Here is a 12,522-nt window from a genome sequence, read left to right as displayed (position 1 = left end):
TTCCGGCCGTGTGGATCGGACGGGCGACGGCTCCCTACGTTTCCCCTATCCGGACGTGGCCCCACAGCACGAACGGCCCTCCGACCTCCTCCTCCGAAAGGGAACACGTGCCCGAGAACAACATCTCCCGCCGCACTCTCGCCAAGTCCGCTGCCTGGAGCGTCCCGGTCGTCGCCGTGGCCGTCGCCGCTCCCATGGCCGCCGCCTCCAACACGACCGACTACATCGTCAGCCGCAACTGCGCCCTCCTCGGCGTTCTCGGCAGCCTCCCGACCTTCACGCTCTCGGCGAGCACGGGCACCATCCCGGTCGGCACCGTGCTGACGCTGACTGCTCCGGCGGTCGCCAACGTCAATCTCACGACCTCGGGACTGAGCGCCGGGGTTCTCACGGGCACGACTCGCACCTTCACTGTGACGACGGCAGCGACCACGGTCTCGGTCGCCTTCACCGGCATCAACACTGCGTTCCTGCTGCAGAACTTCACCTTCGCGCTCGTCAGCCTGCCCACCGGCTCGGTCGACACGAACCTCGGCAACAACATCGCCACGGCGAACGTCTCGGGCACCTCGCGTTCCCCGCTCCCCGGATTCACCGGCGTCTGCCTCTGACTCACCCGGGTACGAAGGGCGGAGGCGCGAGCCTCCGCCCTTCTGGCGTTCCCGCCCTCTGAGGGGTTACGCAGGCGTCCCCCTCGGCCCTAGGCTCGCGCCACCTGGGAACGAGCTGACGGAGGCGCCGATCATGACTGCGACGAGCGACACGAAGACCGCCCCGCCCGAGCTGAAGCGGGTCCTCGGCCCCAAGCTCCTGCTCCTGTTCGTCGTCGGCGACATCCTCGGCACCGGCATCTACGCCCTCACCGGCCAGGTGGCGGCCGAGGTCGGCGGGGCCGCCTGGCTCCCGTTCCTCATCGCGTTCGTCGTCGCGACGCTCACCGCGTGCTCCTACCTCGAGCTCGTGACGAAGTTCCCGCAGGCCGCGGGTGCCGCCCTCTAGGCGCACAAGGCGTTCGGGATCCACTTCGTCACCTTCCTGGTCTGCTTCACCGTGATGGCGAGCGGCATCACCTCGGCGAGCGCCGCCTCCGGTGCCTTCGCGAGCAACTTCGCGATCGGCTTCGGCCTGGGCGACGGCGCAGGGACCCGCCTGAGCATCGCGCTGATCTTCATGCTCTGCATCGCGCTGGTGAACCTGCGCGGCGTCGCCGAGAGCGTCGGCCTCAACGTCGTCCTCACGCTGATCGAGCTCTCGGGTCTGCTGCTGGTGATCTTCGTCTGCTTCTTCGCGGTCTTCGGAGGCGACGCCGACTTCTCGCGCGTCGTCGCCTTCGAGAGCCCCGAGGACAAGTCGCTGCTGCTCGCGGTCAGCACGGCGACCTCGCTCGCCTTCTTCGCGATGGTCGGCTTCGAGGACTCGGTCAACATGGCGGAGGAGACCAAGGAGCCCAGCCGCATCTTCCCGAAGGTGATGCTCACCGGCCTCGGCATCACCGCCGTCGTCTACGTGCTGGTCTCGACCCTCGCCGTCGCGATCGTGCCGGTCGGCGAGCTCGCGGGCAACGACACTCCGCTCGTCACGGTCGTCGAGACCGCGGCGCCCGACTTCCCGATCTCGACGCTGCTGCCGTTCATCTCGCTCTTCGCCGTCGCGAACAGCGCGCTGATCAACATGATGATGGCCAGCCGGCTGCTCTACGGGATGAGCAGGCAGGGCGTGCTCCCGCCGTTCCTCAGCAACGTGCTGCCCGGTCGCCGCACGCCGTGGGCCGCCATCCTCTTCACCACCGTCATCGCGCTCCTGCTCACCGCGTACGTGTCGCGCGACCCGTCCGACCCCATCGCGGTGCTCCTGGGAGGCACCACGTCGCTCCTGCTCCTCGCCGTCTTCGCGGTCGTGAACGTGTCGGTGCTCGTGCTGCGGAAGCAGCCGGTCGACCACCAGCACTTCCGGACTCCGACGGTGCTGCCGATCCTCGGCGCTGTCGCGTGCCTCTACCTGGTGCTGCCCATCACCTCCGGGCGCGACATCGCGCAGTACGAGATCGCCGGGGTGCTGCTCGTGATCGGCGTCCTGCTGTGGTTCGCGACGTTCATCGACCGGCGGGTGCGGGGCTACGCGCGGTCGGCGAAGGTCGACGACATGGAGTCGGCGGACCCGACGAAGGAGGGCTGACGCCTCCGCTCTCCCGAGACACAGGGAGGGCATCGGGCGCGCATAGCGTGCTCATAGGAATCTGCCGATACTTGTGAGACATGAGCATCCCGGCCCCCTCGAAGCACGTCGCCTCCGCGCAGCGCACCCGCCTCAAGCGCGCAGACGGATCCCCGATCCGCGTCCTCGTCGTCGACGACGAGAGCACCCTCACCGACCTGCTGCAGATGGCGCTCCGCTACGAGGGCTGGGAGGTGCGCACCGCGGCGGAGGGACGCGCCGCGATCACGATCACCCGCGAGTTCCGCCCCGACGTGATCGTGCTCGACGTGATGCTCCCCGACATCGACGGACTCCAGGTGCTCCAGCGCGTCCGCGCCGATGGCAGCGAGACCCCAGTGCTCTTCCTCACCGCGAAGGACGCCCTCGACGACCGCATCGCCGGACTCACCGCGGGCGGCGACGACTACGTCACCAAGCCGTTCTCGCTCGAGGAGCTCGTCGCCCGGATGCGCGGGCTCATCCGCCGCTCGACCCTGCTCGCGAACGACGTCGACGACCCCGAGGTCGTCGTCGGCGACCTGGTGCTCAACGAGGACAGCCACGAGGTGCGCCGCGGCGACACCGACGTCGAGCTCACGGCCACCGAGTTCGAGCTGCTGCGCTTTCTGATGCGCAACCCGCGCCGCGTGCTGAGCAAGGCCCAGATCCTCGATCGGGTCTGGTCGTACGACTTCGGCGGCAAGTCGAGCGTGGTCGAGATCTACATCTCCTACCTCCGCAAGAAGATCGACGCCGGCCGCTCGCCGATGATCCACACGGTGCGCGGCGCCGGCTACATGCTGAAGCCCGCGGAGTAGTGGCGACCGATCGCGGGCGCCCCACCTGGGGCGACTTCGCCACCCGCTCGGCACTCCGCGCCTCCCGATCGGGACGGCGTGCGCCCTGGACCCTGCGGCGCCGCATGGTGGTGGCCGTCGTCGCCATGGTCGCGATCACCGCCGGCATCGTCGGGGCGGTGAGCGTGCTGTCGCTGCGGGGGATCCTGTACGAGAACACCGATACGCAGCTCTCCGACTCGCTCGATCGCCTCCGCGATTTCAACGGTCCCAGCCAGTTCGCCGGCTCGTCGGCCGTCGAGCGGGCCACGACCTGTCCGACCGGCGCGTTCGGCAACGGTCCCAGCCAGAACCTCAGCACGATCACCGCCGTGCAGACCACCGACGGCGGGTACACGGGGGCCTACATCGACGGCGACGGCATGTGCAGGCAGTTCGCCGAGGAGGCGGACTCGGTGCTCACCGAGGCTGTCGCTGCGGGCGGCGACGCCGTGACGATCGATCTCGGAGGCGTGCTCGGCGAGTACCGCGCGCAGGCGACGATCGCCGATGACTCCGTCGTGGTCGTCGGAGTGCCCTTGGGGGACGTGACCGAGACCATCGCCTCCCTCGCCTGGATCGTCGTCATCGTCGTGCTGGCCGCGATGCTGCTCGTGGCGCTGATCGCGACCAGGATCATCCGCGTGGCACTGCGCCCGCTCGAGCGCGTCGAGGAGACGGCGACCCGTGTGGCCGAGCTGCCCCTCGAGCGCGGCGAGGTCGAGCTGGTCGAGCGGGTCCCGGAGGAGGATGCGGACACCCGCACCGAGGTCGGCCGGGTGGGCGCCGCGTTCAACCGTATGCTCGACCACGTCGGCGGTGCTCTGGAGGCGCGCCAGGCGAGCGAGAACAAGGTGCGCCAGTTCGTGGCCGACGCCTCGCACGAGCTGCGGACGCCGCTCGCCGCGATCCGCGGCTACGCCGAGCTCCCGCGTCGAGGAGACACCGAGCTGCCCGAGGCGGCCGTGTACTCGCTCGACCGGATCGAGTCGGCGGCGACCCGGATGACCTCGCTGGTCGAGGACCTCCTCCTGCTCGCGCGGCTCGACGAGGGCCGCGACCTCGAGAAGGAGCCCGTCGACCTGACGATGGTGCTGATCGAGGCGGTGTCGGACGCGCACGTCGCGGGCCCCGACCACGAGTGGGACCTGGAGCTGCCGGAGGAGCCCGTCGAGATCCGCGGAGACGGCTTCCGCCTGCACCAGGTGGTCGCGAACCTGCTGCGGAACGCGTCGGTGCACACGCCTCCCGGCACCCGCGTCGTCGCGGCGCTGTCGGAGGGTCGGGACGAGCGCGGCAGGCCCATCGCGGTCGTCGAGATCACCGACTCCGGCCCGGGGATCGACCCGGCCCTCGTGCCGGTGCTGTTCGAGCGCTTCGCGCGCGGCGACTCCTCCCGCGCGCGCACGACCGGCTCGACCGGGCTGGGGCTGGCGATCGTGGCCGCGGTGGTCGACGCGCACGGCGGGCGGGTGCTGGTCGAGTCGGCGCCGGGGCGGACGCTGTTCCGCGTGGAGCTGCCGGCGGGCTGAGGCCGCTAGACGGACACCCCGAGTCGCCGGCGCGCGTCGTCGAGCGTCCGCACGACCTGCACGACCTCGTCGAGCGGGTGCAGCGGCGACTCCGTGCGCCCCTCCGTCACGTACTGCGCCAGGTGCAGCGCCTCCCAGGCGAGCCCCTCGCCGCCCCGGAGCGGCGACTCGTCGACCCACGTCCCGCTCTCGGAGCCGCGCGTCAGCGTCACGGCGCTCGGGCTCCAGAACGGCGAGTGCACGTCGATCCGCCCCTCGCGCCCGGCCACCCAGGCCGCCTGCGGAGTGTCGGCCAGCACGGTGGACGTCGCGATCGACTGCACACCGTCGGCGTGCCGCCCCACGATCGTCGCGGTCGCGTCGACTCCGGTCTCGGTGAGGCTCCCCGACACCTCCGAGCTCTGCGGGGTGCCGGCGACCATCGAGACGAACGACGACGCGTACACGCCGACGTCGAGCAGCCCGCCGCCCGCGAGCGCAGGGTCGAAGATGCGGCTCGCCGGATCGAAGGGGAACGCCCCGCCGAAGTCGGCCGACACCAGGGCGAGCGGGCCGACAGCACCGTCGGCGACCAGTCGGCGCACCACGTCGGTGTGCGGGAGGTAGCGCATCCACATCGCCTCCATCGCGAAGACCCCGGCATCGCGCGCCGCGTGCACGATCATCTCCGCCTCGCCGGGAGTGGGCGCGAACGGCTTCTCGACCAGGATGTGCTTGCCCGCCGCGATCGCGAGCAGGGCCTGGCGCGCGTGCTCGGAGTGGGGCGACGCGATGTAGACGACATCCACCTCCGGATCGTTCACGACCGCGTCGTAGCCGGCCGAGGCGCGCTCGATGCCGAAGCGCTGCGCGAACTGCTGCGCGCGCTCGAGTGAGCGGGAGCCGACGGCGACGACGCGCTGCCGCGTGTGCTTCTGCAGAGCGCCGACGAAGCTCCCGGCGATCGAGCCCGGGGCGACGACCCCCCAGCGCAGGACGGGCGAATCGAGGAGGGAGGGGAGCCGTGGTTCCGGGAGCGTCAGTGCCATTCGTCCACGCTATCCCGCGCTCCCCGGCCCGCCCCGCTCGAGAGTCGTCGTACTCGGTGATCGAGTACGACGACTTCCGCGTTCTCGCGGCGTCCCGACGCTCTAGTGTGTGACCGCACGCGGAGCGGCGGCGGAGGAGGACACATGCCCGAGTGGTACACCCTGGGTGTCGTCGGCGCGGTCATCGTGGTCGTGGTGGTGGCGATCGTCCGCTTCCGCCAGAACCCGGTGCTCGTGCTCGCGGTCGGCGCCGCGGCGATCGGGCTCCTGACCGGGCTCGGACCGGTCGACACCGTCTCGACGATGACCCGCGGTTTCGGCGAGGTGATGATGGAGGCGGGCCTCCTCATCGGCTGGGGAGTGCTGATCGGCGCGATGCTCAACGAGATGGGCGCCGTGGTGCGCCTCGTCGAGGGCCTGATGCGCATCTTCGGGCGCCGCGGAATCCCGTACGCACTGGGCCTCTCGTTCGCCACCTACCTGCAGACGATCTTCGTCGACGCGCTCATCGTCATCGCGGCGCCCCTCGCGCGGAAGATCGCGCCCCGGCTCGGCCGCGCGGGCACCGGCATCGTCGCCGTCACCTTCGCCGTGGGGCTCGAGATGGGGATCGTGATGATGGTCCCGGGTTTCGCCGCGGTGGCCCTCGCCGGGCTTCTGGGCGTGCCGCTCGGCGTGATGATGCTCGGCGGATTCGCGGTCGTGGCACCGACGGTCGTGGTCACGATCCTCCTCATGTCGCTCGCGTTCCGGATGGGGTTCTGGGACCCGGCTCGCGACGAGCAGGTCCTGCTGCGCGAGGAGGTCCCGGTGCTGGCGGCGGCGGAGGCGAGCGGCTCGGACCGTCCCGCGAGCCCCGACTTCTCGGTGCCCGGCCGCGCCGATCCCGGTACTGGAGGCGACACCGACGCCCCGCACGAGCGTCCCCTCCTCCTGCTCTTCGCCCCGATGCTCGTCGCGCTCCTGCTCATCGCCTCCGAGGCCGTGCTCACGGTGGCCGGAGCCGAGGTGCCGGTGCTGCAGTTCCTGGGCGACCCCGTGATCGCCCTGCTGATCGCCGTGATCGCGACCGGAGCGATCGGCCGCTCGGTGGTCGGGGCGAAGCGGATCGAGAAGGCGGTCGCGAAGGGCTTCCAGGACGGCGGCCAGATCTTCCTGCTCACCGGCGTCGGCGGCAGCCTCGCGGCCGTCATAGCGGAGGGCGACCTCGGCGAGCTGCTGAAGGGCTACTTCTCGGCGTCGGCGACCGCGCCGCTGCTGCTCGTCTGGCTGATGGCGGCCGTCCTGCACATCGCGGTCGGCTCGGTGACGCTCTCGGCGATCACGGCCGCCGGAGTCGTGGCACCGGTCGCGGCGACGCTCGGCCTCGATCCGCTCCTGGTGGCACTCGCCGCCGGCTCGGGCGCCCTGTTCTGCATCCACGTCACGTCGAACACCTTCTGGCTGCTGCAGAGCTTCCTCGGCCAGTCGGTGCGCGGCGCCCTCAAATCGGTGACGGTCGGCGTCTCGCTCGCCTCCGTCCTCGCCCTGGGCATGACGCTGCTGCTCTCCCTGTTCCTGCGCTGACGCCTCCTCGTGCAGAAGTCGGTGGCGGGTGGGGCTGCGCGGAGGGTCGCTCCATGAGCGCGCGGTCGGAGCGGGGCGTCCGCCGGGGATGGATCGCCGTCGCGGTGGTCCTCGCCGCGGGAGTCCTCGTCTTCCTGGCCGGCTTCGGATCGGGCAGCTGCACCGACTACGGGAACGCGCCCGGTGTCTGCACGGGCGACTCGCCCGTCGACTCCGTGGCGCGCTGGATCGTGGTCGCGATCGGCGGCGCCGCTGTCGTCTACGCGCTCGTGCGCGCGTTCCGCCGTCGCTGAGCGGGGTGGGCGCCCTGCGCCGTTCCTCCACAGGTGCGCGCCGGGGTCGGTCGTCCCCTGCCGGGTCGTCGAGGCGAGTCCGATGTCGGTGGTCCCTGATTCAATACTCGTATGCAGGAATCGAGCGGGACCAGAGCGGCGGAGGTGACGACCGACACGGTCGGTGAGCTCGGCGATCTCGCGGCGCGCCTCGGGTTCGCGTCCGCGCAGGTGCTCCTCGCGCGGGCCGCGGCGCTGCACGCGGCGTATCGGGCGGCCCTCAGCGTCCCGGAGGCGTTCGCGGGCGGTCGTCACCTGTCTCGGAGCGAGTCCCACGACCTGGTCGAGCGATCGATCCGTGCCGAGCTGGCCGTCGCGCTGCGGCTGTCGGAGCGGGCGCTGTCGCACGCACTCGAGCACGCGCTGCTGCTCGTGGAGGATCTCCCGCGCACCCGTGAGGCTCTCGCGGCCGGCCTCATCCTGTGGGAGGCGAGTGAGGTCGTCTGCGCTGCCGCGAGCACTCTGCCGATCGAGTCGCGGGCAGCGCTGGACGCGCGCGCCGCGGCAGCGGCCCTCACCACGACGCCGACGCAGCTGCGACGAGCGGTGGGCCGCATCCGGGACGACGTGCACGGGGAGCCTCTCGCGAAGCGGCACGCGCGCGCCCGCGCGGATCGGACGGTGTGGGTGAGTCCCGAGTACGACGGGATGGCCACGCTCTGCGCGGTACTGCCCGCGCCGGTCGCGATGGGCGTGTACGGCCGCCTCGACCGGATCGCCCGCACCCTCCGCGACGGCGCGAGCGAGGAGCCCGGCGGCAGGCGTGACGAGCGCACGCTCGCGCAGCTGCGGGCGGACGCGCTCGCCGATCTGCTGACCGACGGCGACATCGCCGGCACGTCCCCGGCCATCGGCCCGGACGACGCGCCGGCGACCTTCGTGTCCGGGGTGCGGGCCGAGGTGCGGCTCACCGTCTCCGCGAGCACCGCCGCCGGCGTCGACGATGCGCCCGCCGACCTCGACGGCTACGGACTCGTCCCCGCCGACATCGCCCGAGAGCTCGTGGGCACCGCTGCGTCCTTCACCCGGGTCCTGATCGAGCCGGAGACCGGGAGGGTCGTCTCCGTCGGCCGCACCCACCGGGTTCCGCCGCCGCGGATGCGCCTGGCGCTGCAGTTGCGCGATCGGACCTGCCGTTTCCCGGGCTGCACCCGTCCCGCGTCCACGTCCGAGGCCGACCACACCATCGAGTGGCGCAACGGCGGCGAGACGGCGCTCGAGAACCTGTGCTCGCTCTGCGCCGGCCACCACCACGTCCGTCACGGCGACCGCTGGACCTACGTCCTCCATCCGGACGGCACCGCGGAGTGGGCCACCCCGACCGGACGCCGAGTCACCACTCGCCCGCCCGGCCTGTCCGAGGACTCACCCGAGCCGCCTCCGTCACCGCGCTTCACGGAGGCGCCACCATCCTTCTGACCGACCTCTCGATGGGCGAGCCCGATCACGTGCGCGTCCGGATCGGTCCGATCCCCGGTGCTGACGCTGCCGCCTGCTCAGACGCCCCAGTTCGCGGACGGCGCGCGGATCGCCGAGATGGTGACCTCGTCGTCCGCGATCGCCATCACCGAATTCACCAGATCGTTGCCGTTCGAGGACCCGACCGAGGTCTCGTCGAACAGGAAGAGCCCGGCGGACTCGGGGCCCGCGCCCTCGAGGATCCCATCGGGGTGCTCCACCCGCACGTCGGCGGTCGCGTCGCCGACCGAGACCCCGCCCAGGGTGCTGACGGCGACATCGCCGACCGCGGGGGCGGTCGCGCCGACCATGAAGTCGGGCTCGGGGAACTCCAGCTCCGGATCTCCCGCGTCGTAGACCTCGGTGTCCTTGAAGTCGAATCCGGGCCACGAGTAGGCCCGCGAGCGGAAGCCTTCATAGGGCACGTCGTCCGACTCGGTCGGCGTGCTGCCGAACGCCTCCGTGAGCGCCGCGATCGCGCCCGTCCCGTCGCGGTAGTCCCAGGTGCCGAGCTCGGCCCCGGAGGCGTCCACCAGCGAGAACGAGATCGGACCGATCAGGAGGCTCGTCGCATCCGCCATCGCGGGCGTCTCGCCGGGGGTGGGCGTCCCGGTACCCGAGTCACTCGGCGCGGAGGAGGAGCTCGGCGCGGAGTCCGTCGATGTCGGCGCGGGGGCCGCCTCGCCGGCGGAGGACGTCGGGTCCGCTCCCGGCTCGGCGGGGACGCAGCCGGCCAGAGCGGTGGCGACGACGACCGTCAGGACGGCGGCGGTGAGTGTGCGGGAACGGATGTGCATGGCGGAGACCCCCGGAGAGCGGACAGCGGAGGCCCGGATCGTCCCCCTCCGCTCATCCTCGGGCCGTCGAGTCCGCGCTGCGCGCGCGGCGCGGTAACGATCCGGTAAGACCTCCCGCGGCGACGGTGATCGCCGCGACCTCATGACTGCAGGCGTGCTCCTCCGGTGTCCTGATCCGAGAAGTCGAGGAAGTCGAGATCCGAGATGTCGGTCATCTCCTCGCTCCACGCCGGCCGGGCCGGCTGCATCCGCCGCGTCTCCCGCTCGATGGACGCGATCACGTCCTCGTCGACCGGCTCGTCGCCGTGGCTCTTCTCGACCGGGATCGAGAACAGCTGGCTCCCCGGACCGATCAGGAGGTGCGCGTACGCATTGCTCCCGCCCTCGGTGACGACCGGGATCGTGACGACGTCGGACTTGCCGACATCGGCGAGAGCGCGGGCGTAGCGGAGCACGGCCTTGCACGTGATGTCGGCGACGAGGACGAACCCGCTCGCGTAGTGGAGTCTTCTCATGCCTCCCACCGTGCGCGCTCCGGGAGCCGGGGCACAGGGGGTTGCCGATCGCGAGGGCCGCGGAACGCCTGCGCGGGTAGGGTGTGACCAGCGTTCACGCCCTGCTCCTGCGGAGATGCGTCTTCATGACGACGACCGAAGGTCCTGTGGTTCCCGTGCTGATCATCCCTCCCCGCGGTGCCTCGTGACGGGCGCCGCGACCGCCCGCTCTCCTGACGGCGACGACGGGGACGGCGACGCCGGCGAGCTCGCTCCGCTGCTCGCGTCGTTCGTGACGATGCTCCCCGTCGACGACGCCGCCGCCTCCACGCTGAGTGATCCGTTCGACCCCGAGGTGCTCGTCGCGACGAGCACGCGCGCCGGTGCGCTCGACGAGGCGCAGATCGATCTCGGCGAGGGACCGGCCTGGCGGGCTTACCGGAGCGGGCGCCCGGTCGAGCTGCACGTCTCCAGCGCCGAGGACGTCGGCTCGTGGCCCTTCTTCTACTCCGATCTCGCGGCGGCCGAGGTGCAGTCGGTGCTGTGCGTCCCCCTCGTCCTCGGCACGCTCGGCGTCGGCGCCGTCTCGCTCTACTGCGACGCACCGGTCGTGTTCGAGCGCGAGGATCTGCATCTGGCGAAGGGCCTCGCCGCGGTCCTGGCCTGCGCGATCATCGCGCAGGCGCTCGAGAGGGCGCAGAGCGGCGCCGGCGCGCACGACGCGGCGCTGTCCCGCCGCGAGGTCCATCAGGCGACCGGGATGGTCTTCAGCCAGACCGGATCCTCCACCGACGAGGCACTCCTGATGATCCGCGCGCACGCCTTCGCCACCGGCACGACCGTCCGCGAGGTCGCGTCGCGCGTCGTCGCGCGAACCCTGGACTTCACTCCCGACGCTGCGTCGGACGACGGAAAGTAGGACCTCGCATGCCCACCACGACTCACGAGCAGATGCTCCTCGAGACGCTGACCGCCGTCGCCGACACCCTCGTCGACGACTTCGACATCGTCGAGTTCCTCCACGACCTCGTCGAGCGGTGCGCCGCGATCTTCGACGCCGTCGACGTCGGCATCGTCCTGGCCGACCCGCACGGCGACCTCGTGGTGATGGCCTCGACCAGCGAGCGGATGCACCTCATCGAGGCGCTGCAGCTCTCGGCCGGCGACGGCCCCTGCATGGAGTCGTACACCACCGGCTCCGCGATCACCGCGGGCACGCTCGACGACATCCAGAGCCGGTGGCCGGCGTTCGCCGAGGGAGTGGGGGAGTCGGGCTACCAGTCGGTGCACGCCGTGCCGCTGCGCCTGCGGAGCGAGACGATCGGGTCGCTGAACTTCTTCAGCGACCGCGCGGGCGAGCTCGGGCCGAGTGACGTCCGGGCTGCGCAGACCATCGCCGACGTCGCGACCATCGGGCTCGTTCAGCAGCGCACCGTCCGGGAGGCGTCCGTCGCCCGCGATCAGCTGCAGCTCGCCGTGAAGGCGCGCGTGCTCATCGAGCAGGCGAAGGGCGCCATCGCGCACAGCAGGACCGTCGACATGGAGACGGCGTGGGACATCCTCCGCGACCTCGCCCGCTCGCGCCGGGCCAGCGTCTCCGACACGGCCCGCGGCATCATCGACCGGGTCGTGCCGCTGGACGCCTAGGGCGACGGCGAGCGGTCGGCCGTCTCGGCGCGGTGGTCGAGGGCGACGATGAATCCGCCCACGAGCCGTTCGAAGCTGCGATCGATGCCGGCGCTCCACTGGAACGCCCCGGCCGTCTCGTACGAGACGAACCCGTGCAGCGTCGAGCGGAAGGCGCGGATGGCGTCGACGGCGTCGTTCCCGTCGAGCCGGTAGGCGGTGAGCACGTCGGCGATCACCTGGACCGCGGCGACCGAGATCGCCTCGTCCTCGACGTCGCCGGGAGCCGGCATCCGGTTGGCCGCCTCGTAGCGGGCGGGATGCTGCAGCGCCCATGCGCGGTAAGCGTGGGACATCGCCGAGATCGCCTCCGCTCCCGAGCGGCCGGCGGAGGCCCGCGCGAGCACCTCGCCCAGATCGCGCTTGGCCCGGACTGCGATGTCGCGGTGCAGGCCGGCCATCGAGTCGATGTGCTTGTAGAGGGAGGGCTGACGGACGCCGAGCCGCTCGGCCAGGGCGGAGAGGGTGAGCGTCGCGAGACCGACCTCGTCGGCCATCGCGGCGGCCTCCTCCGCGACGCGGTCGCGGGTCAGTCCGGCCCTAGGCACGGGGGCCGTCGTTCAGTGGAGTCATGACCTCATCCTGCTCGTCTTGTCA

Annotated in this window: 12 protein-coding genes and 1 pseudogene; 9 read left to right on the top strand and 4 right to left on the bottom strand. The window is 71.6% G+C overall.

The window, feature by feature from the left end:
* Positions 1-107: 107 nt before the first annotated feature.
* The 4 genes and pseudogenes from GRS92_RS06060 to GRS92_RS06045 all read left to right on the top strand — a co-directional run bounded on the left by GRS92_RS06060 (position 108) and on the right by GRS92_RS06045 (position 4,564).
* Positions 108-611, top strand: coding sequence for a hypothetical protein (locus tag GRS92_RS06060; protein ID WP_159854283.1), 504 nt, complete (start codon positions 108-110; stop codon positions 609-611).
* Positions 612-744: 133 nt separating this feature from the next.
* Positions 745-2,175 (top strand): annotated as a pseudogene (locus GRS92_RS06055) (APC family permease).
* Between the two features lie 80 nt (positions 2,176-2,255).
* Entirely contained in the window at positions 2,256-3,014 is a 759-nt protein-coding gene (locus GRS92_RS06050) for a response regulator transcription factor (protein ID WP_159854281.1), read from the top strand.
* On the top strand, positions 3,014-4,564 hold the full coding sequence (locus GRS92_RS06045) for a sensor histidine kinase (protein WP_235021841.1): 1,551 nt from the start codon (positions 3,014-3,016) through the stop codon (positions 4,562-4,564). Before GRS92_RS06050 ends, GRS92_RS06045 begins: the two co-directional genes overlap by 1 nt.
* A 5-nt stretch (positions 4,565-4,569) precedes the next feature.
* Here GRS92_RS06045 and GRS92_RS06040 read toward each other — a convergent pair whose 3' ends face one another.
* On the bottom strand, positions 4,570-5,592 hold the full coding sequence (locus GRS92_RS06040) for a Gfo/Idh/MocA family protein (RefSeq protein ID WP_159854279.1): 1,023 nt from the start codon (positions 5,590-5,592) through the stop codon (positions 4,570-4,572).
* 144 nt (positions 5,593-5,736) lie between these two features.
* Between GRS92_RS06040 and GRS92_RS06035 the strand changes: the two genes are divergently transcribed.
* The 3 genes from GRS92_RS06035 (at position 5,737) to GRS92_RS06025 (ending at position 8,909) form a co-directional block, all read left to right on the top strand.
* Positions 5,737-7,158, top strand: coding sequence for a GntP family permease (locus tag GRS92_RS06035; RefSeq protein ID WP_159854277.1), 1,422 nt, complete (start codon positions 5,737-5,739; stop codon positions 7,156-7,158).
* Between the two features lie 53 nt (positions 7,159-7,211).
* Positions 7,212-7,451: a hypothetical protein gene (locus tag GRS92_RS06030; RefSeq protein ID WP_159854275.1), complete on the top strand. Its 240-nt coding sequence runs from the start codon at positions 7,212-7,214 to the stop codon at positions 7,449-7,451.
* Positions 7,452-7,562: 111 nt separating this feature from the next.
* Positions 7,563-8,909 carry an HNH endonuclease gene (locus GRS92_RS06025; protein ID WP_159854273.1) on the top strand — a complete coding sequence of 449 codons (1,347 nt, stop codon included), beginning with the start codon at positions 7,563-7,565 and terminating at the stop codon, positions 8,907-8,909.
* A 77-nt stretch (positions 8,910-8,986) separates the two neighbouring features.
* Here GRS92_RS06025 and GRS92_RS06020 read toward each other — a convergent pair whose 3' ends face one another.
* Positions 8,987-9,745, bottom strand: a complete 759-nt coding sequence (locus GRS92_RS06020; RefSeq protein WP_159854271.1) for a hypothetical protein — start codon at positions 9,743-9,745, stop codon at positions 8,987-8,989.
* A 140-nt stretch (positions 9,746-9,885) separates the two neighbouring features.
* Positions 9,886-10,260: a hypothetical protein gene (locus GRS92_RS06015; protein WP_159854269.1), complete on the bottom strand. Its 375-nt coding sequence runs from the start codon at positions 10,258-10,260 to the stop codon at positions 9,886-9,888.
* Between the two features lie 184 nt (positions 10,261-10,444).
* Here GRS92_RS06015 and GRS92_RS06010 point away from each other — a divergent pair, with 184 nt between their 5' ends.
* On the top strand, positions 10,445-11,158 hold the full coding sequence (locus tag GRS92_RS06010) for a GAF and ANTAR domain-containing protein (RefSeq protein ID WP_159854267.1): 714 nt from the start codon (positions 10,445-10,447) through the stop codon (positions 11,156-11,158).
* An 8-nt stretch (positions 11,159-11,166) separates the two neighbouring features.
* Positions 11,167-11,886 carry a GAF and ANTAR domain-containing protein gene (locus tag GRS92_RS06005; protein WP_159854265.1) on the top strand — a complete coding sequence of 240 codons (720 nt, stop codon included), beginning with the start codon at positions 11,167-11,169 and terminating at the stop codon, positions 11,884-11,886.
* Here the strand turns inward: GRS92_RS06005 and GRS92_RS06000 are convergent.
* Positions 11,883-12,473, bottom strand: a complete 591-nt coding sequence (locus tag GRS92_RS06000; protein WP_204162359.1) for a TetR/AcrR family transcriptional regulator — start codon at positions 12,471-12,473, stop codon at positions 11,883-11,885. The genes GRS92_RS06005 and GRS92_RS06000 overlap by 4 nt on opposite strands.
* Positions 12,474-12,522: the final 49 nt, after the last annotated feature.

It is taken from the genome of Rathayibacter sp. VKM Ac-2754 (assembly GCF_009807095.1).
Taxonomy (GTDB): Bacteria; Actinomycetota; Actinomycetes; order Actinomycetales; family Microbacteriaceae; genus Rathayibacter.
This window is presented reverse-complemented; position numbering and strand designations above follow the sequence as displayed.